The following is a 19,884-nucleotide window of genomic DNA, read 5'->3' on the forward strand; positions in this document are numbered from 1 at the left end:
CACCGACTCAGAAGGAGCCTGTCGTGGCCACCTACCTCTATCGGATCGGCAGATTCGCCTACCGGCGAAAAGGCGCGGTCCTCAGCGTCTGGTTGGTGATCCTGGTCCTCATGGGTGTCGGGGCGGCAACGCTGTCCGGGCCCACCAAGGACTCGTTCTCCATCCCGGGCACCCCCGCCCAGCAGGCGCAGGACCTGATGGCCGAGCGCTTCCCCGAGGCCGCGGGCGCCGATCCCATGAACGCCGTCAGCGCGCGGTACGTGTTCGCCGCACCCGAGGGGCAGACGCTCGAGAGCGAGCAGAGTCAGCAGGCGATGGACGCGGTGCTCGCCAAGGTGCGCGGCATCGAACAGGTCCAGGACGCCGCCAAGGTCGATCCCGCCACCGCCTCGGGCTCCGGCGCCGCGAAGGCGCTGGTCAACCCCGTCACGGCGAACGAACAGCTCGTCGAGATGGCGAAGTCGACCGCGGCCGACAAGGGAATCAGCGAAGCGGACCCCGTCGCGAATGCGCAGGCGCTGTCCCCGCTCAACGCGGACAAGACCGTCGGCTACGTCACGGTGCCGTTCAAGGGCGGCATGGGCGACGTCGACCAGGCGCTGCGTGACCAGATCGACTCCGCCGCCGACCCAGGCCGCAACGCCGGCCTGACCGTCGAGATCAGTGGTTCCGCCGCCAACGAAGCCGAGCCGCCGGGAGGCGCCACCGAACTCGTCGGCATCGGCGTGGCCGCGGTCGTGCTCGCGCTGACGTTCGGTTCGCTGGTCGCCGCGGGTCTGCCGTTGATCACCGCGATCATCGGCATCATGATCGGCAGCCTCGGAATCACCGTCGCCACCGGATTCACCGACCTCAGCTCGATGACGCCCACGCTGGCCATCATGATCGGCCTCGCCGTCGCCATCGACTACTCGCTGTTCATCGTGTCCCGGTTCCGGCACGAACTCACGCTCACCGACGACCGCTCCGAAGCCGCCGGACGTGCCGTCGGCACCGCCGGTTCCGCCGTGGTGTTCGCCGGTCTCACCGTCATCATCGCGCTGATCGCGCTGCGCGTCGTCGGGATCCCGTTCCTCTCCGACATGGGTGCCGCGGCCGCGTTCACGGTGTTCATCGCCGTCTCGATCGCACTGACCCTGCTGCCCGCGATCCTCGGGCTGTTCGGGAAGAAGGCGTTCGCAGGCAAGATCCCGTTCCTCAGCAGCCGCGACCTCGAGGACGACGAGGGCAAGCCGAGCCTCGCCCTGCGCTTCATCAGCGCCGTGGTCCGCAGGCCCGCGATCCCGCTCGTCGCCGGCGTCGTGGTGCTCGGTGCGCTCGCCATTCCCGCGACCGGCCTGAGCCTGGCCCTGCCCAGCGAGGGCACCGGCGACCCGGCCACCAGCTCACGGCAGGCCTACGACCTCGTCAGCGAGGGTTTCGGCCCCGGCAAGAACGGCCCGCTGCTCGTTGTCGTCGACGCCAAGGACGTCACCACCGGCACGCCGTCGGAGGCGTTCGGTGAGGTCGTGAAGACCATCAGCGCGCAGGACGACGTGTCGAACGCGCAGGTCGTCGGTGTGAACAGGGCCGGCGACACCGCGCAGATACTGGTCACGCCGAGCAGCGCCCCCAGCGATCCCGCCACGATGGATCTGGTGAACAACATCCGCGGCGCGGAGGCCGACCTGCACGACTCGATCGGCGTCAACTACGGCGTCACCGGGCAGACCGCGCTCGAAGGCGACGTGTCCGAGACGCTGCAGGACGCGCTGATCCCGTACCTCGCGGTGGTCGTGGGCCTGGCCTTCCTCCTGCTCCTGCTGGTGTTCCGGTCGCTGCTCGTGCCGCTGACCGCCACCCTCGGCTTCCTCCTCAGCGTCGCGGCCACGTTCGGTGCCACGGTCGCGGTGTTCCAGGAAGGCTGGGGCGGCATCATCTCCAACCCGCAGCCGATCGTCAGCTTCATGCCGATCTTCCTGATCGGTGTCGTGTTCGGACTCGCGATGGACTACCAGGTGTTCCTGGTGACCCGGATGCGGGAGGAATACGTGCACGGCGCGACCGCGAAGCAGGCCGTCACCGTCGGCTTCAACCACGGCGCCCGGGTCGTCAGCGCCGCCGCGGTCATCATGATCTCGGTGTTCGCGGCCTTCATCGCCGAGCCGAACTCGTTCATCAAGTCGATCGGCTTCGCCCTCGCGGCCGCTGTGTTCTTCGACGCCTTCATCGTGCGCATGGTGATCATCCCGTCGGTGATGGCACTGCTCGGCGACAAGGCATGGTGGCTGCCGAAGTGGCTGGACAAGATCCTGCCCAACGTCGACATCGAAGGCGAGAAGCTGAAGAAGGTGCTGCACGACGCGGACAGGCGCTTCGCGCCCGTGAGTGGTTGAGGAGTTTCTGGACTCGTCAACCACTCACAAGGCCGCAGGCCCTTCTGTTGGTAACCTTCGGACATAATGATGACCCGCCAGGATCGCTGCTGCCCATGTTGAATGCCCTGCTCACCACGTACCTCCGCCCGTACAAGCGGGAGCTCACGGCGGTCGTCCTGTTCCAGCTGGTCGCGACCGCGGCCGCGCTCTACCTTCCCAGTCTGAACGCCGATCTCATCGACAACGGCGTCACCAAGGGCGACACGGCGTACATCCTGTCCACGGGTGTCATGATGCTGCTCGTCACCGTCGTGCAGATCATCTGCTCGATCGGTTCGGTGTTCTTCGGTGCCCGTGCCGCAATGGGTTTCGGGCGCGATGTGCGCCGCGCCGTCATGCATCAGGTCGGGAGTTTCTCGTCCCGGGAGTTCGGCCGTTTCGGCGCGCCGTCGCTGATCACCCGCAACACGAACGACGTGCAGCAGGTGCAGATGCTCGTCGTGATGAGCTGCACGATCCTCGTGATGGCGCCGATCATGTGCGTCGGCGGCGTCGTGATGTCGATCCGGGAGGACGCCGGACTGGCCTGGATCCTGGCGGTCACGGTGCCGGTGCTCGCGCTGTCCATGGGTTTCGTGATCTCGCGGATGGTGCCCGCGTTCCGGGAGATGCAGACCCGCATCGACGGGGTCAACCGGGTGCTGCGTGAGCAGATCACCGGTATCCGGGTGGTGCGGGCGTTCGTCCGCGAGCGCTCCGAGATGAAACGGTTCGGCGACGCCAACGAGCAACTCACCCAGACCGCGCTGCGCGTCGGCAGGCTGACGGCGGTGATGTTCCCGCTCGTGATGGTGATCGCGAACGTCACCAGCGTCGCCGTCATCTGGTTCGGCGGTCACGAGATCGACAGCGGCACCATGCAGGTCGGCTCGCTGACCGCGATGCTCAGCTACATCATGCAGATCCTGATGTCGGTGATGATGGCGTCGTTCATCGCGATGATGGCCCCCCGCGCGACCGTCTGCGCCGAACGCATCGGCGAGGTGCTCGCCACGGATTCCACCGTCGTGCCGCCCGTCGATCCGGTCACCGTGCTGCAGCACCCCGGGGTGGTGGAACTGCGCGACGCCCAGTTCAAGTTCCCCGGCGCCGACGAACCCGTCCTGCGCGACATCAGTTTCCGCGCCGAACCGGGCAAGACCACCGCGATCATCGGCGGCACCGGCTCCGGCAAGACGACGCTGCTGTCGCTGATCCCGCGGCTCATCGACGCCACGTCGGGCGCGGTCACCGTGTCCGACACGGATGTGCGCCGCATCGACCTGGACGTCCTGCGGGCCGGCATCGGACTCGTCCCGCAGCGGCCCTACCTGTTCTCGGGCACCGTCGCCACCAACCTGCGGTACGGCAAACCCGACGCCACCGACGAGGAACTGTGGCGGGCGCTGGAGATCGCGCAGGCCGCCGATTTCGTGCGCGCCATGCCGGAGGGCCTCGACACCCCGGTCGCGCAGGGCGGCACCACCGTCTCCGGCGGTCAGCGGCAGCGGCTCGCCATCGCGCGGGCGCTGGTGCGTCGTCCGTCGATCTACCTGTTCGACGACTCGTTCTCCGCCCTCGACCTCACCACCGACGCCCGGCTGCGCGCCGCACTCAAACCCGAGACCTCGGACGCATGCGTCATCGTCGTCGCCCAGCGGGTCTCGACGATCGTGGAGGCCGAGCAGATCGTGGTCCTCGAGGACGGCGCGGTGGTCGGCATCGGAACCCACGACGAACTGCTCGAGACGTGTCCGTGTTACGTCGAGATCGTCGAATCCCAACGATCGGTCCAGGAAGCACTATGAGCGATCGCGCAACCACCACCACCGCCGAAAGGCCCGCCGGCCCACGCATTCCGGGACCGGTCGCTCCGGGAGCACCGGGGTCCAAGCCGCACGATCTGTGGCCGTCCACCAAGCGGCTGCTGCGGCGGCTGCGTCCCCACCGCATCGCCGTCGGCACCGTTTTCCTCGTCGCCGCCGTGTCGGTGGTGCTCACCTCGATCGCGCCGCGCATGCTCGGTCAGGGCACGAACCTGATCTTCGACGGCATCATCGGCGCGCAGTTGCCGGCCGGAATGTCGAAGGATCAGGCCGTCGCCGCGCTGCGGGCCGACGGTCAGAACACGTTCGCCGACATGGTGTCCGGCATGGCCGTCGTCCCCGGAGTCGGTATCGACTTCAGCGCCCTCGGCCGGGTGCTGGCGATCGTGCTGGCCCTGTACCTGGGGTCGTCGGTGTTCATGTGGCTGTCGGGTTTCCTGCTGAACATCATCGTGCAGGGTGTCGTGAAGAACCTGCGCGCCGAGGTCGAACGGAAGATCCACCGACTTCCGCTGCGGTACTTCGACTCCCACTCCCGCGGCGACCTGCTCAGCCGGGTCACGAACGACATCGACAACGTCTCGCAGTCGTTGCAGCAGACGATGAGCCAGCTGATCGTGTCGGCGATGACGGTGGTCGGCATCCTCGTGATGATGATCGTCATCTCGCCGCTCCTCGCGCTGATCGCCGTGCTGACGGTGCCGCTGTCGATCCTGGTGACGGCGCAGATCGCGAAACGGTCCAAGACCCACTTCGTGTCGCAGTGGAAGTCGACCGGCGAACTCAACTCGCACGTGGAAGAGGCGTACACCGGCCACGAACTGGTCACCGTGTTCGGCCGCGGCCGCGAGGTGGAGGCACGGTTCGAGGAACAGAACGAGGCGCTCTACCAGGCCAGCTACCGGGCCCAGTTCATCTCGGGCCTGATCATGCCCGCGATCATGTTCCTCGGAAACCTCAACTTCGTGGCCATCGCCGTCCTCGGCGGCATGCGGGTGGCGTCCGGCACCATGAGCCTCGGCGACGTGCAGGCCTTCATCCAGTACTCGCGCCAGTTCACCCAGCCCCTCACCCAGATCGGGGCCATGGTCAACCTCATGCAGTCGGGTGTGGCGTCCGCGGAGCGGGTGTTCGCCATCCTCGACGAGGACGAGGAAGACCCGGACCCGGCCGACGCACCCAACCCGGCCGAGGTCGCGGGCCGGGTCGAGTTCTCGGACGTCTCGTTCGGCTACTCACCCGACAAGCCGCTGATCGAGAACCTGTCGCTGGTCGCCGAACCCGGCCAGATGGTCGCCATCGTCGGACCCACCGGCGCAGGCAAGACCACCCTCGTCAACCTGATCCTGCGGTTCTACGAACTCGACGGGGGCAGCATCCTCCTCGACGGCGTCGACATCGCCGCGATGACGCGCGACGACCTGCGGTCCCGCATCGGGATGGTGCTGCAGGACGCGTGGCTGTTCGGCGGCACCATCCGCGACAACATCGCGTACGGACGTCCCGACGCCACCGAGGAAGAGATCCAGGCGGCCGCGCGGATCAGCTACGTCGACCGGTTCGTCCACTCGCTGCCCGACGGTTACGACACCGTCATCGACGAAGAAGGCAGCAACATCAGCGCCGGCGAAAAGCAGCTGATCACCATCGCCCGCGCCTTCATCTCGCAACCGTCGATCCTGATCCTCGACGAGGCAACCAGTTCCGTCGACACCCGTACCGAACTGCTCGTCCAGCACGCGACGGCAGTCCTGCGCAGCGATCGCACGAGTTTCGTGATCGCACACCGGCTGTCGACCATCCGCGACGCCGACCTCATCGTCGTCATGGAAGAAGGTCGCATCGTCGAGCAGGGCAGTCACGAAGACCTGCTCCTCACCCGCGGCGCGTATTACCGGCTGTACAACAGCCAGTTCGTCAGTGCGTAAACGCCTGTGAGTACTTATTAACCCCGGGCGGTTGACAAGTACTCACAGGCACGCAGTGCTTCCTCCGGCCTCGAAGGTGGCGGTGTCGCAGTAGGCGGAGCGCGGGTAGTACGGACCCATCGTGGTGGCGGGGTCGGTGTGATTGTTCTGCGACGCCTGCACCGACTGTGGGTAGAAGGCGTCGGACGGCAGCATGTACCGCAGGAAGAGCACCTTCTTCGCGACGTCGGTGGAGCCCCAAGGGATGACGGTGACGGTCGGGTCGGATGCGGCGCGGGCGGGGACGTCCTGCGGTGCGGCGACGACGTACGTGTAGTTGCCGTCGCCGTCGGTTCGGGTCTGGAAGTCGGCGGCGCATGCGACGACCGGGTACGGCGTCAGCTGATCGTTCTGGCACATCGACCAGTACCGCACCTGGCGGTCGGGTGTCGTGACGGGTTGTCCCGCACGGGTGTCGGGGAACGTGGGCGCCCGGCCCTGTACGACGACGATGCGCCCGGGCTGATAGGTCAGCCCCGCTCCGACGTATTTGTTGTCGCCGTTGGGGAACAGGCCCGACGTGCTGGCGGGGTTCACGAACGTCGCCTCGGGCACGTTGCCGGGGAACGCGCCGGACGCGGCGCCGGCGATGATCTGATCGAATCCGGCCTCCGCGACCTGTCCGAGCGGGCCGTTGTCGTAGGCGGACGGGTCGAATTCGGATCCGCACGTCGGCACCGGCGACGTTCGACCGCCGGACGTCAGCGTCACATCGGGCAGTGGGACGCCACCGGTCGGCGATGCCGGGTCGTCGGGCACGTACACCCGGATGATGAGGAAGCCGACGGGAACCGACTGCGCGCCGGCCCCGGTGGGCAGGGCCTGAATCTGGTTGCGCGCGTGATCGGCCGGACCGGTCACGACCGTCGCGTGCCAGCGCTTCTGCGCGGGAGGCAGGGACCCTGCTGAGGCGTCGGTGAACGGGTTGCCGCTGCCCGGGTCGGGCCCGATCTGGTTGTCGCGCAACGTGTCGACGGTGTCGAAGTTGGTGCCGTACGTGTTGAGCGAGAAATAGCGGGCGGCCGGATAGGTGCCGCTCAGTTCGATGGTGTCGCCGGACGCCAACGCGTAGGGCAGAACCCAGTACGTCGCGTTGGCGTCGGGGAACGCGACATTCAGCACCGTCGAGTTGGACATGAACTGCCACGCGCACTGCGCCGTCGGCGGCGGGACCGCGGACGCGAGGGAGGCCCCACCGGACCACAGCAGGAGAACCAGCACGGCGGCAACGATTTTCCCGGCCACGGCGGTCAGAACACCTCCCCGAACGCGGTCAACTTGTCGATGCCCTCGCGGTCGATCTGGCCGGGAGTGTACCGGTTGATCACCTGGATGTAGGTGAGGTACCGGGCCATCGCGTCCGCGCTCTGCTGAGCGAACGCCGGGGGCAGCGGCGCGGCGAGCTGAGTCGGCAGATACTGGGTCATCAGCTGGGCGGCCATCGCGGGGCCGCGCGGGTCGTGATCGAAGGTGTTGTCGAGCTCCGCCCGACCGCGGTCGGTGGCGTAGTCGTAGAACTCGTACTGGAACGAGGCGGGATCGACGTAGGCGGTGGGGCCCAGCCACTTCGAGTACACCGCGACCTTCGCCTCCGGAGTGCGCAGCACGTAGATGTGGGTGGGGGAGTTGTTCCAGTTGATCCCCTGCGGTGCATGCTCGTTGGTGGCGAGCACGACGTGGTCGCGACCGGCCGCGGCGTTGCTCCGCAGCAACGGCATCAGGTCGGCGCGTTCGGCATAGGTGGCGAACAGATCCCCGGACATCCAGTTCCGGTCGCCGTGGCCGAGCGTCGCGAGCAGCGGCACCACGTCGACGCTCGACGTGAGCTGCCCGCGTGGGGTGTCGGTGTCACCGGTGAACCGCCCGGTGGGGTCGGCGACGATCAGCGGGATGTGGAACGCCTCGTCGTAGGCGGTGGACAGTTTGCCCGCGACGAAGCCGTGCGCCCCCGCGTATTCGCCGTGATCGGACGTCATCACGAAGACGGTGTTCGCCGCGACGTCTTCCGGCAGCGAGTCGATCACCGTGCCGATGTGGTGATCGACCATCGACAGCACATTGGTGTAACTGTCCAGTGCCCGTTCCCAGTACGTGTACGGCGCGAACGCGATGTGCCGGTCGGGATCGGTGCCCTGACCGTACGGCTGCAGGTAGTAGTTCGACAGGTTCTGGACGTCGTCGGTGACGCCGCCCCACACCAGCGCCTGGAACTCCCGCGCGAACACCTGGGTGCTCGGTTTCGACTGCAGTGCCTTCTCCGGTTCCCAGTTCGGCGGCACGGACGGGTAGCCCAGCCGCGGCGGGTCGCTCTCACCGGTGGTCACCGACCACGACCGGGCCGGGCTGAGCGGGGGAACGTTGTTCGCGTACAGCGACTGGTAGCGTTCGGCTTCCGTTCCGGCCCAGAAGAACTGCTGGTCGTGAGGGTTGACGAAGCTCGCCGTCAGGCAGAACGGGCCGTCGGAGGGTTTGCGCGTCGACAACCACGCCGCGGCCTGGTCGGCGATGTGCCCGTCGAATTCGAAGCCCTCACCGTTCAATCCGATGATGTCGGGCATGGTCAGTCCGTCGAACCCGTACTCCTCGAGGTAGCCGGGGGCGAGCCCCGAATCCTCGTCGGGGGACGGCGACAGGTGCCACTTCCCGACGTACGGCGTGACGTACCCCGCCTGCCGCAGCAGCTTGCCGTACGTCGGGAACTCCCGCCCCATCGCCGGGGACGGGACGGGCGACGCCCGATTACCTGTCCGGGTCTGCAGCATCCAGTTCTGCAGCGGGTACAGCCCGGTGACGAAACACGCGCGGCCGGGGCTGCACGCCACGCCGGCCGTGTAGTGCTGCGTGAACTTCACCCCCGGCGCCCACAACTTGTAGAGGTTGGGCATGAACCGCTGCAGGAACTGATCCGGAGTGGTGATCCCGGCCGGAAAGACCTGGGGAAACCGCATCTCGTCGACGACGATGAACACGATGTTGGGCTGCACGTAATTGCCGCGCTGACGGCTCAGCGGCTTCTGCGACGCGTCCGCCCGACGGTCGAACAGACCCGACATCACGGTCACCCCGCCCGCGACCGCGGCACCCGAGAGAAACGTTCGCCTGTCGATCCGATGGCCGGTCTTCTCGTCGCTCATGGCGGTTCCTCCGGTCGAGGGGGTGGGATCGTCTCACTCTCTGTACCCACTTTCGAACGAAGTAGTGATGTGTCGCCGGAAATGTCGCGCGTGATTGGATACACCCGTGAATGCCGTAGTCCCGACCCCGCCCGATCCGTTCTTCACCGTCGGCACCCGACTCGACGGACAGCTCGGCCGCACCGGAACCATTCACACCCCGCACGGCGACATCGCGACGCCGTCGTTCGTGGCAGTCGGCACCAAGGCCACCGTCAAGGCGGTGCTGCCGGAGAGCATGAAGGAACTCGGCGCGCAGTCGGTGCTCGCCAACGCGTACCACCTGTACCTGCAGCCGGGCCCGGACATCGTGGACGAGGCCGGCGGGCTGGGCAAGTTCATGAACTGGGACGGCCCGACGTTCACCGACAGCGGCGGATTCCAGGTGATGTCGCTGGGCGTCGGATTCAAGAAGGTCCTCGCGATGGAAGCGGTCGGGGTGCGCTCCGACGACGTCATCGCCAAGGGCAAGGAACGCCTCGCGACCGTCGACGACGACGGCGTCACGTTCAAATCGCACCTCGACGGGTCGCGGCACCGGTTCACCCCGGAGGTGTCGATGCAGATCCAGCATCAGCTGGGCGCCGACATCATGTTCGCGTTCGACGAGCTCACGACGCTGCTGAACACCCGCGGCTACCAGGAGCAGTCGGTGGAGCGGACGCAGGCGTGGGCGGTGCGGTGCATCGCCGAGCACGAGAAGCTCACCGCCGAGCGGTCACACCGCCCGTACCAGGCGCTGTTCGGGGTGGTCCAGGGCGCGCAGTACGAGGACCTGCGGCGGCAGGCGTGCCGGGGGCTCGAGTCGATCACGGGGGAGAGCGGCCGCGGTTTCGACGGGTACGGCATCGGCGGGGCGCTCGAGAAGCAGAACCTGGGCACCATCGTCCGCTGGTGCAACGAGGAGCTACCCGAGCACAAGCCGCGGCACATGCTCGGCATCAGCGAGCCGGACGACTTCTTCGTGGCCATCGAGAACGGCGCCGACACGTTCGACTGCGTGAACCCGTCGCGGGTCGCGCGCAACGCCGCGATCTACCACCCGGACGGCCGGTTCAACATCAACACCAGCCGCTTCCGGCGTGATTTCACCCCGATCGACGAGAACTGCGACTGCTACACGTGCGCGAACTACACCCGCGCCTACATCCACCACCTGTTCAAGGCGAAGGAAATGCTGGCGTCCACGTTGTGCACGATTCACAACGAACGCTTCACGGTGCGGTTGGTCGATCAGATCCGCGCCGGCATCGAGGGCGGCTACTTCGAGGAGTTCAAGGCCGAGACGCTGGGCCGCTTCTACCGCACGTGAGTGGGAAAGCGTCCTCGGGGACGCTTTCCCACTCACGTGGGGGTCAGAGCTGGTAGGTGGGTTCGCGCTTCTTCACGTACGCGATGACGCGGTACGTGATCGGCATGACCAGCACCTCCACCAGGGTCTTCCACAGGAACCCGACGATCACGTAGTTGACGAAATCGCTCCATGTGCTGATGCCGATCGCGCCGGCGGCGATGGAGCAGAAGATCAGGGTGTCGGCGAACTCACCGACGATGGTGGATCCGATGAGCCGCGCCCACAGGTGCTTCTCCTTGGTCCGCTCCTTGATCAGGACCAGCGTCACCGAGTTCAGCATCTGCCCGACGAAGTAGCCGGCCAGCCCGGCGAGCAGCAGCCGCGGGTAGACGCCGACGACGGACCGCAGCGCTTCCTGGTTCTCGTAGAAGTCGGCGGACGGCAGTTCGATGAGCAGCCAGAAGCAGAACGCGGCCAGGATCAGGGCACCGAAGCCCAGGTAGATCGCGCGACGCGTCGACTTGAACCCGTACACCTCGCTGAGCACGTCGCCGAGGATGTAGGCCAGCGGAAACAGGAAGAAGCCGCCGTCGGTGATGACCGGCAGGATCTGCAGCGGGCCGACGGTGAGCGACGAGTCGGCGAAGAATGCGACGCCTTTCGTCGCGCAGATATTCGAGATCAGCAGCGTCGCGGTGAAGAGGGCAACGAACGTGGGGTAGTACCCCCGGCTGACGTGCGCGAACGTCGCGTGGTCGTCTGGCTTGGTCTGCTGATCTGAGGCTGTCACGCCGCAATCCAAGCACTTGCACGTGGAGAGGCGCGAATCAGGAACGGGTGAACGTACCTTTTGTCCGATCTGAGGCGACGAAAGGTACGTTCACCCGCGGGATGGGTCGTGCGCGCGTCGGGCCGTGCTCGGGCTAACCCTGGACGACGCGCGTGCCGCCCGCCAGTTCGTCGTGCTTGCCCTGCTTGGTGGGGCTGCCGTTGATCGTCACGGCGATGATGATCGCCGCGACGAAACCGAGCAGTCCGAACAGGAACCCGAGGAACGGAAACCCGCCGAGCGCGGCGACGACGTAGAAGCCGTTCCTGGTCAGCGACTGCTGCTGGGTGGGCAGTCCGCCGTTCGGGCCCTCGACGCGCAGACCCAGAATCTGCTTGCCGACGGTCTGGCCTCGCGTCGTCTCGAGGAACACGAAGTAGCCCACGGCGGCCGCCGCGGTGAGGATCGCGCCCAGGACACTGCCCAGGAAGGTGCCCAGCACCAGCGAGATGACGATGGTGACCACGCCCGTCGGAATGCCGACGATCAGGCCGTCGATCACCCGCGCGCCCAGGCGGGGAAGGAGTTCGCCCGGCCGGGACGGGTTGAACCCGAAGTCGGGCTGCGCGAACGGCTGGGTGCCGAACTGTGCAGAGTCGAACTGCTGCGCCGAATCGAACTGCGGCGGCGCGCCGAACTGCTGCTGCCCCGCCCCGTTGTAGTGCGGTTGCCCGCCGAACTGCTGCTGCCCCGCCCCGTTGTAGTGCGGTTGCCCGCCGAACTGCTGCTGCCCCTGGTTGGGATCGAATCCGCCAGTAGTCATGTGTTCCCCCTCGAATCGTCTCGGATGACGCCTGAGCACCTTACGCAAGGGGTGGGAGTGACTCGAGTGACGGGAGTAGCAAAACGGGTGAGCGTGCTTCCGGCCCGAGGGGCGGGAGCACGCTCACCCGTGGGGAGCGAACGGTCAGGCCGCGACGTAACGGCCGGTGAGCACGCGGTACGCGTAGGTCGACGCGATGATCGTGATCGGGATCGAGACGAGAAGTCCGACGCCGCAGAGGATTGCACCGACGATGTTGATGCCGACGAGGGCCAGGGCCAGCAGCAGTACCGGTCCGACGTTCTGCGAGATCGTGCGGAAACTCGACTTGATGCCGGTGATCGCGTCCTCGTTCTGATCGATGACGAACTGCAGCGTCCACCAGGTCAGGAAGATAACGATCAGACCCGGGATGATGAGCAGGACGAAACCGATGGTGGTGGCGACACCGATGATGACGCTGGCGATGATGATCGCCCCGACGTTGGTGAACTGGAAGAACGAACCGAACGCCGGCTTGTTGCCGTCCACCTCGTGCAGTGCCCCGCGCACGAGCGCCGCGTTGATCAGGTAGCCGACGATGGTGGTGACGATCGTGCCGATGATGCGCCACACCGAGAACGCCGCACTCATGTCGGACGACGTGCTGAAGCCGCCGAAGACGAGGTTCAGCACCACCTGGATGACGGCGGCGATCAGCAGGATGCCGATCCAGATGAGCGCGTTGTCCTTGAACTTGTTCCAGCCGTAGCCGATCGCGTCACCCACGGAGAACTGTCCCGGCGTCTGCCCGGGGGCGCCGTAATCCGACATCGGCGGGGGCGGCGGATATCCGCCGGGCGGCGGACCCTGCGGAGGGGGCGGGTAATTTCCCTGCGGCGGCGGGTAATTACCGCCGGGCGGGGGCCCTTGCGGAGGCGGCGGGTAATTACCGGGGGCGGCGGATAGTTTCCACCGGGCGGAGGGGGATAGTTTCCGCCGGGAGGCGGTGGCGGATATCCGCCGGGCGGCGGTCCCTGCGGCGGCGGCGGGTAATTCCCCGGGGTGGCGGATATCCGCCGGGCGGCGGTGGAGGATTGCCCCGCGGAGGGTATCCGCCCTGGTCACCACCTTCGGGTTTGTCGTTAGGGTCGTATCCACCAGTCGTCATGTGATCCCCTCAGCAAGAGTTGAATGCTCGCGCGTGACAGTGCGAATAAACACTACGTGGACAATCCTTTACCCGCCTCCCTTTGGTCTGCTTCTTCTCCTGCGGTTTTGATGCTTTACGCTGGTTATCGTGACTAATTCTGGGGGATCGGACGATTCGAATCCGTACAACGGGCAGACACCACCGACTTACGGCGAGGTTCCGCCGTTGCCGCGCGACGGATACGGGGTCGACGAATCCGGTTATCCCACGTATTCGGCGCCCACCGAGAAGTACCCCGACTATCAGCAGCCGGGCGCGTACGGGACTTCTCCGAATCCGTATGCCGCGCCGAATCAGTACGGCGGCGACCAGTACGGGGCTCCCAGCCAGCAGCAGTACGGGGTGCCCAACCCGTATGCCGCCCCGAACCAGTACGGCACCCCGAACCAGTACGGCGGCGCACCCAATCAGTACGGGGCGGGCCAATACGGTGGCCCCGCCCCGCAGTACGGCGCCCCAAACCCGTACGGCGCGACCTACCCGCAGTCGCGGGGGACGAACGGTCTCGCGATCGCGTCGCTGATCACGTCGATCGTCGGCGGTTGCTTCTACGGTGTCGGCTCGATCGTCGGCATCATCCTCGGCATCGTGGCGCTGGGCCAGATCAAGCAGTCCGGTCAGGAAGGCCGCGGGCTCGCGATCGCCGGGATCGCCATCGGCGGCGCCTACGTCGTCGGATGGATCCTGTTCTTCGTGATCATGCTGATCGCGGCGGCGTCGGGGGCCTGACGACCCACGGTTCGCGGTGCAGGCGGGCCGGGTCGAACCGGGCGAGGAGGGTCGCGAGATCCACGACCTCGCCCGGTTCCGCGAGTCCGAGTGACGCTGCCAGCACTCCGAGGACGTCGCTCGGTGTGCGTCCCAACGCTTTCTGGTCGGTGAGGGTGACGGCGCCGTCGCGTTTCGCGAGCCGTTTGCCGTCCTCGTTGAGTGCGAGCGCCACGTGTGCGTAGGTGGGGGCGGTGAGCCCGAGCAGTCCCGCGAGGTATGCCTGGCGAGGCGCGGACGAGAGCAGGTCGTCGCCGCGCACCACCTGGTCGATCCCCTGGGCGGCGTCGTCGACGACCACCGCCAGGTTGTAGGCGGGTGTTCCGTCGCCGCGGCGCAGCACGAGGTCGTCCACCATTCCTGAGTAGCTTCCGTGCAGGACGTCGTCGATGGTGAACGACGGGACGGCGGCGCGCAGACGCAGGGCCGGTGGTCGCCCGCCGGCGAGACGGTCGGCGCGCTCGTCCGGTGTCAGGTTGCGGCAGGTCCCCGGGTAGGCGCCCTGGGGTGCGTGCGGGGCAGACGCCGCCTTCAGGATTTCTCTTCTCGTGCAGAAGCACTCGTACGTGAGTCCGGCGGCGTGGAGTTCGGCGATGGCGGCGTCATACCGCGGCAGCCGGTGCGACTGCGACACGACGTCACCGTCCCAGTCGAGACCGAGTTCCGCGAGGTCGGCCAGTTGCCGGCCCCGGGCGCCGTCGCGGACGCGGTCGAGGTCCTCGACGCGCAGGAGGAAGCGACGGCCGGTGGACCGGGCGAACAGCCACGCCAGCACGGCCGTCCGCAGGTTGCCGAGGTGCAGGTCGCCGGACGGGCTGGGCGCGAACCGTCCCGCACCCTCCGCGTGACGGGGCAGCGGTTCACTCTGACCGGACGGATGAGACATCGGGACGAGGGGTCAGCTGGCCAGTTCGATCGACGGCGTCGGCGCGACGTCGGCGCCCTGCAGAATCATGCCGATCTGGACTTCCAGGGCGTGCTCGAGGTATTCGGACGGGTACAGATCCGGACTGCCGATCGCCTCGAGGGCGAGGCCGTCGACGGTGGCGAGGAGAAGCGCCGCACGGGTTTCCGCTTCCGGGGTGCCGATCCCGATGAGCACCGCGGACAGTCCGGTGCGGATGGTGAACAGGGTGGTGCGGCGGATCTCGGCGAGCGACGGGGAGGTGGCCGCCCGGACGGCGAATGCCGCCCTGACGTGCGCCTCCCGCGACCGTGACTCGTCGAGGGGGAGCAACTGCGACATCGCGGCGAACAGGTCCTGGGCGGGGTCGCCGTCGCGGTCGATCTCCGCCAGCCGGGTGAGCAGTTTGTCGACGAGGGTGCGCAGCGCGAACGCGAACATCTCGTCCTTCGTGGAGAAGTGGTGCTGCACGGCTCCGATGGACACACCCGCCCTCTTGGCGACCTCGCGCACGCTGGCGCCCTCGAGGCCCGACTCGGCTGCGACGTCGAACAGGGCCGCAGCCAGGTGTTCGGGGCTGGTGGACGAGTACCGGCGTTCGCGCATGCCTCGAACATTACTTGCGTATTGAATCAATACATGCGTCAGGCGCCCGTGTCGCCGCAAGTGGTGGGTGTGACTGTCGGCTATCGGCGGACGTACGTCAGGAAGATCATCCCGCTCTCGAACGCGCGGGTCGAGGTCAGCCGGAACCGCTGGGGGTCGAATTCGCCGTCGAACAGCGGAATGCCGGTGCCGATCGCGACGGGGTTGAGCTTGATCCGGAGTTCGTCGACCTCGGGTTGCACCGCGGCGGCCAGCTTCCCGCCGCCGCACAGCCAGATGTCCTTGCCGTCCTCCTTCTTGAGTTCGCGCACCTTCTCGATCGGATCGCCCGAGACGATCTCGACGTCCGGGTCGGGCGACTCGGTGATCGTCGTCGAGAACACGTATTGCCGCAGATGCGCGTACGGGCTGGTCGCGCCGAGGTCGAGGCCGGGCTGGTAGCTGGCGCGGCCCATGAGCACGGTGTCGAAATGCCGGTTGGGGGCATCGATTCCCATCGCTGACCGAACGTGGGTGGGGACCGTCTCCGGGTACTCCGCGATCATCGCGGGCATGTGATCGCCCTCGAGTTCGAAGACCGTGCCGGTGGGGTCCGCGCCGTCGGCGCCGGCGATGAATCCGTCGATGGTGGTGGCGACGTAGTAGACGAGTTTTCGCATGTGAGTCCTCCCGCAGTCGGTAACTACTCCGTTTGTAGTACTATGGCTGCAGTGGTTGCAAGTTCTTTTTTCGAGGAGCGTCGATGGCACAGAATCCGGAACGCCGTGCAGCTCTCGTGACCGCGGCGATCGAAGTGCTCGCGCGAGAGGGTGCGCGCGGCCTCACCTTCCGTGCCGTCGACGTCGAGGCGAGCGTTCCCAAAGGGACGGCCTCCAACTACTTCGCCAGCCGCGACGACCTGTTCGACCAGGTCGGCAAACGGATCCACGAGCGGATGGGTCCCGACCCCTCGGTGATCGAGGAAAGCGCCCGCAAGCCGCAGGATCTCGACCTCGCGATCGAGTACATGCAGGGATTGTTCGGCCGGATCACCCGCGACCGGACGGGTTACCTCGCGTTGCAGGAGTTGCGGCTCGAAGCGGTCCGCCGTCCCGAACTGCGCACCACCCTGACCCGCACCATCTCAGGCAACCTGGAGCGGGACATCGGGTTTCATCTGGGCTCGGGACTGCCCGGCGACCGCAGCACCGTGCTGATGCTCTACCTCGCGATGAATGCGCTCATCGTCGAGCACCTGACGCTGCCCGGGGTGCTCGAGGGCGTCGACACCGAGCGCCTCATCGCCGATCTGGTGACGCGCGCCGTCGCTACGCCGGACGCCTGAGCGCGTAGTCGTCCACGTACTCCTGGCCCGACAGCGTCATGAGGACGTGCATCAGTTCGTCCGTCGCGGCCCGGACGACGTGCCGGTTGTCGCGTAGCTCGGCGAATCGGGAGAAGTCGAGCGGCTCACCGACGGTCACCGTCACCTTGCCGAACCGCCACATTCTCGATCCGACGGGGTTGACCCGCCGGGTGCCGTGCATGGCGATCGGCACGACCGGGGCGCCCGTGGCGAGCGCGACCCGGGCGATGCCGGTCTTGCCCTTGTGCAGTCGGCCGTCGGGCGACCGGGTGCCCTCGGGGTAGATGCCCCAGACCTTGCCGTCGTCCAGGATCTTCCGCGCGGTGTTCAGGGCGGATTCCGCGGCGGAGGCCCCGGAGCGGTCGATCGGCACCTGGCCGGCCGCGGTGAAGAACCAGCGCTTCGCCCTGCCCTTCGCGCCGCCCTCGGTGAAGTACTCGTTCTTGGCCACGAATGTGATCCGCCTGCGCACCGTCAGGACGAGGAAGAACGGGTCGACGACGGTGAGGTGATTGCTCGCCAGGATCACCGGCCCCGACGCCGGGATGTGGTGGGCGCCGCGGATCGCGGGCCGCCCGAAGATCCGCAGCACCGGTCCGATCAGCACAAACTTGAAGATCCAGTACCACACGGTGAACTCCTGCCTCGCGCGCCGAAGGTCGTAGACAGTGTCTACTCACGCCATGTTAGACACTGTCTACATGAGTGGTGAAGTGCAACCCCTGCGCGTGCGGCTGATCGACTGCGGCCGTGAACTCTTGGACGAGGGCGGCATCGACGCCGTCGGGTTGCGCTCCGTCGCCCGGCACGCGGGGGTCTCGCACGGTGCGCCGCGGCGGTACTTCCCGACGCACAAGGCGCTGCTCGCCGCGATCGCGGCATCGGGGTTCGCCGAGCTGTCCGCAGAACTCCGAACAGCGATCGCGTCCGAGACGGATCCGGTCGCGCGACTGCGGCAGATCGCATACCGGTACCTCTCCTTCGCGCGCACCCATCGCACCCTGTTCGAATTGATGTTCCGTCACGACCTGCTCGAGGGTTCGGGCGAGGACCTGCGGCAGCACTCGAAACCCCTGTTCGAGACGGTCGCCGCGCTCGCCGCAGACGCCGGCGCCGCGGACCCGCACGTGGTCGCGTTGAACCTGTGGACCCAGCTGCACGGGGTGGCGACCCTCCGCGCCACCCGCAGCATCGAGGTGATCGCCGGCGACATCGACGCGGACGGTTTCGTCGCGCAGCTGATCGACCTACATCTCAGGGCGCGGGGATGACGGCGCGCGGCAGGTCGGCCCGCAATTCCACGTCGGTGACGAAGTCGCCGTCACCGGGCACGTAACGGCGCTGCGGATCGAAGTCCTCCACCCGGAAGCTGTCCAGGGTGGGGGAGTGCGTCGTGACGGCGAGGGTTCCGCCGTCGACGTCGAACTGCAGCAGTCGCTGGAACCCGGTCTCGCGGAGGCCGTTCACCGTGAAGTACTGGTAGTCGGCCAGCAGCTCCACGACCTTCCGGTCGGTGTCGCCCACCTTCCGGTCGGTGACCGTCGTCTGCCCGTCGACGTGCCCCGCGAGGACGAGGAACACCGTGTCGAACGGGACGACGAGGCGGTTCCAGATCTGCTGTCCCGCACTGGTGCCGATGTCGCCGAACCCGCTCATCCGCAGCGAGCCGTCCTCGTCCAGGTAGTAGTGGCTGCCGATCACCACGTTGCGGTCCGGGTGGGCGGCGAGTACGTTCTCCGCCCACTGCAGGACGTGCTCGGGCGGGTTGTAGCCGATGTAGAGCATCAGGAATTTCGCGCCGGCGATGTCGAGCAGGTCGTAGTGCGCCGAATTGTCCGTGTCCGTGACGGATTCACCCCAGTACGGCTGGTCGCGGAACCGCCACGGCCCGAAGAACTCGTTGTAGAGGGCGTGGTTCTTCTCGTGCTCGCCGGGAATCAGCCGTCCGCCGACGTTCCACAGGTTGTCGTGGTTGCCGGGCAGGACGCCGTACGGGATTCCGGCGTCCTCGAGCGTCGCCATCGCCTTATCCGCCACCTCGAACTCGGGACGCGCGCGGGACTCGGGCGCCCCGGGACGTATCCAGCTCTGGACGAGGTCGCCGGTGTGCATCGAATACGCGATCTTGCGGTCGGCGGCGTTGTCGGCGGTCCAGCGGGTCATGTCGAAATACACTTCGGGGCGGTCCCGGGACACGTACTGGGTGTCGGAGATGTGCTGCAGCGCGAAGTCGTACGTGTCCGGGTCGGCGAACTGCTGATCGGCGATCGCGTTCGCCTCGCGGAAACCGCGGTCCCGGCGCGGGCTGTCGATGACGAGGATCTGGGCGGCGTCCTCGCCCTCGATCCGGGTGGTCAGGGTGACCGGGCCGCCCGGCTCGGCCGGCTGCGCCGTCGCGACCGGCTCACCCCAACTCTTCGCCTCCTCGTCCCACACGTGCATCGCGAGGTCGTCGAGATTCACCGAACGTCCGTGCCACGTCACGTCCGAGCCCGCGGTGTCCGGACCGAACCGGACCTCGTACCGCATGTACGGGTACTCGCCGAAGCGGTGACCGGTGGCCGACATCCCGTCCGACTCCGCACCCGGAACCCGCTGCGACGGTGTGGCCTCACCGGAGGCCCCCGCGAACATCAGCGCCGACGTGAGCGGCGCCGACGTGACCAGGCCGCGGGCGGGCAGTCCGGACGCACCCCGGGGTTCGGGATCGGCCACCGCGACCACGTCACCGCCGAGCAGCGCCGCGGCCAGTGACACCGCCGTCAGCACGGCAATCCTGCCCGGCACGCTCATGAGTCGAGGTTACAAGCGCGGCCGGGCA

17 protein-coding genes are annotated in these 19,884 nt (G+C 67.3%); 7 read left to right on the forward strand and 10 right to left on the reverse strand.

From position 1 onward, the window contains the following. Positions 1-23 precede the first annotated feature (23 nt). The 3 genes from I1A62_RS30220 (at position 24) to I1A62_RS30230 (ending at position 6,150) form a co-directional block, all read left to right on the forward strand. The gene (locus I1A62_RS30220; RefSeq protein ID WP_219455964.1) at positions 24-2,375 is read left to right on the forward strand and encodes an MMPL family transporter; all 2,352 of its coding nucleotides are present in this window, start codon (positions 24-26) and stop codon (positions 2,373-2,375) included. A 95-nt stretch (positions 2,376-2,470) separates the two neighbouring features. After that, positions 2,471-4,204 (forward strand): ABC transporter ATP-binding protein, encoded by a 1,734-nt coding sequence (locus I1A62_RS30225; RefSeq protein ID WP_219455966.1) that lies wholly within the window; start codon positions 2,471-2,473, stop codon positions 4,202-4,204. Next, positions 4,201-6,150 carry an ABC transporter ATP-binding protein gene (locus I1A62_RS30230; protein WP_219455968.1) on the forward strand — a complete coding sequence of 650 codons (1,950 nt, stop codon included), beginning with the start codon at positions 4,201-4,203 and terminating at the stop codon, positions 6,148-6,150. The genes I1A62_RS30225 and I1A62_RS30230 overlap by 4 nt, the downstream gene beginning before the upstream one ends. A gap of 42 nt (positions 6,151-6,192) precedes the next feature. Here I1A62_RS30230 and I1A62_RS30235 read toward each other — a convergent pair whose 3' ends face one another. Then, positions 6,193-7,434 (reverse strand): hypothetical protein, encoded by a 1,242-nt coding sequence (locus tag I1A62_RS30235; RefSeq protein WP_219455970.1) that lies wholly within the window; start codon positions 7,432-7,434, stop codon positions 6,193-6,195. A gap of 5 nt (positions 7,435-7,439) precedes the next feature. After that, positions 7,440-9,323: a sulfatase-like hydrolase/transferase gene (locus I1A62_RS30240; RefSeq protein ID WP_219455972.1), complete on the reverse strand. Its 1,884-nt coding sequence runs from the start codon at positions 9,321-9,323 to the stop codon at positions 7,440-7,442. Between the two features lie 106 nt (positions 9,324-9,429). Here I1A62_RS30240 and tgt point away from each other — a divergent pair, with 106 nt between their 5' ends. Then, positions 9,430-10,674 (forward strand): tRNA guanosine(34) transglycosylase Tgt, encoded by a 1,245-nt coding sequence (tgt, locus tag I1A62_RS30245; RefSeq protein ID WP_124390196.1) that lies wholly within the window; start codon positions 9,430-9,432, stop codon positions 10,672-10,674. A gap of 43 nt (positions 10,675-10,717) precedes the next feature. On the opposite strand, the gene I1A62_RS30250 is transcribed toward tgt, so the two are convergent. The 3 genes from I1A62_RS30250 to I1A62_RS30260 form a co-directional block, all read right to left on the reverse strand. Then, positions 10,718-11,446 (reverse strand): queuosine precursor transporter, encoded by a 729-nt coding sequence (locus tag I1A62_RS30250; RefSeq protein ID WP_206007492.1) that lies wholly within the window; start codon positions 11,444-11,446, stop codon positions 10,718-10,720. Positions 11,447-11,579: 133 nt separating this feature from the next. Then, positions 11,580-12,248: an RDD family protein gene (locus tag I1A62_RS30255; RefSeq protein WP_219455974.1), complete on the reverse strand. Its 669-nt coding sequence runs from the start codon at positions 12,246-12,248 to the stop codon at positions 11,580-11,582. Between the two features lie 144 nt (positions 12,249-12,392). After that, on the reverse strand, positions 12,393-13,061 hold the full coding sequence (locus I1A62_RS30260) for a hypothetical protein (protein WP_124390199.1): 669 nt from the start codon (positions 13,059-13,061) through the stop codon (positions 12,393-12,395). A gap of 544 nt (positions 13,062-13,605) precedes the next feature. Here I1A62_RS30260 and I1A62_RS30265 point away from each other — a divergent pair. Next, the gene (locus tag I1A62_RS30265; RefSeq protein WP_219461519.1) at positions 13,606-14,169 is read left to right on the forward strand and encodes a DUF4190 domain-containing protein; all 564 of its coding nucleotides are present in this window, start codon (positions 13,606-13,608) and stop codon (positions 14,167-14,169) included. Here I1A62_RS30265 and gluQRS read toward each other — a convergent pair. From gluQRS to I1A62_RS30280, 3 genes are all read right to left on the reverse strand, one after another. Next, positions 14,138-15,094 carry a tRNA glutamyl-Q(34) synthetase GluQRS gene (gene gluQRS / locus I1A62_RS30270; RefSeq protein ID WP_219455976.1) on the reverse strand — a complete coding sequence of 319 codons (957 nt, stop codon included), beginning with the start codon at positions 15,092-15,094 and terminating at the stop codon, positions 14,138-14,140. The genes I1A62_RS30265 and gluQRS overlap by 32 nt on opposite strands. Before the next feature lie 12 nt (positions 15,095-15,106). Then, on the reverse strand, positions 15,107-15,718 hold the full coding sequence (locus I1A62_RS30275) for a TetR/AcrR family transcriptional regulator (protein WP_219455978.1): 612 nt from the start codon (positions 15,716-15,718) through the stop codon (positions 15,107-15,109). An 80-nt stretch (positions 15,719-15,798) separates the two neighbouring features. After that, on the reverse strand, positions 15,799-16,377 hold the full coding sequence (locus I1A62_RS30280; RefSeq protein ID WP_219455995.1) for a dihydrofolate reductase family protein: 579 nt from the start codon (positions 16,375-16,377) through the stop codon (positions 15,799-15,801). Positions 16,378-16,460: 83 nt separating this feature from the next. On the opposite strand from I1A62_RS30280, the gene I1A62_RS30285 reads away from it, so the two are divergent. Next, positions 16,461-17,042 (forward strand): TetR/AcrR family transcriptional regulator, encoded by a 582-nt coding sequence (locus tag I1A62_RS30285; protein ID WP_219455997.1) that lies wholly within the window; start codon positions 16,461-16,463, stop codon positions 17,040-17,042. Here I1A62_RS30285 and I1A62_RS30290 read toward each other — a convergent pair. Beyond that, the gene (locus tag I1A62_RS30290; RefSeq protein WP_219455998.1) at positions 17,026-17,694 is read right to left on the reverse strand and encodes a 1-acyl-sn-glycerol-3-phosphate acyltransferase; all 669 of its coding nucleotides are present in this window, start codon (positions 17,692-17,694) and stop codon (positions 17,026-17,028) included. The two genes, I1A62_RS30285 and I1A62_RS30290, sit on opposite strands and share 17 nt — an antisense overlap. Positions 17,695-17,746: 52 nt before the next feature. Here I1A62_RS30290 and I1A62_RS30295 point away from each other — a divergent pair, with 52 nt between their 5' ends. After that, positions 17,747-18,334, forward strand: coding sequence for a TetR/AcrR family transcriptional regulator (locus I1A62_RS30295; RefSeq protein ID WP_219456000.1), 588 nt, complete (start codon positions 17,747-17,749; stop codon positions 18,332-18,334). Here I1A62_RS30295 and I1A62_RS30300 read toward each other — a convergent pair. Next, a complete protein-coding gene (locus I1A62_RS30300; protein ID WP_219456002.1) occupies positions 18,318-19,856 on the reverse strand; it encodes a metallophosphoesterase in 1,539 nt (512 codons plus the stop codon). The genes I1A62_RS30295 and I1A62_RS30300 overlap by 17 nt on opposite strands. Between the last annotated feature and the right edge of the window lie 28 nt (positions 19,857-19,884).

Origin of the sequence: Rhodococcus sp. USK10, assembly GCF_019378875.1 — a bacterium.
Taxonomy (GTDB): Bacteria; Actinomycetota; Actinomycetes; order Mycobacteriales; family Mycobacteriaceae; genus Rhodococcus_F; species Rhodococcus_F pseudokoreensis.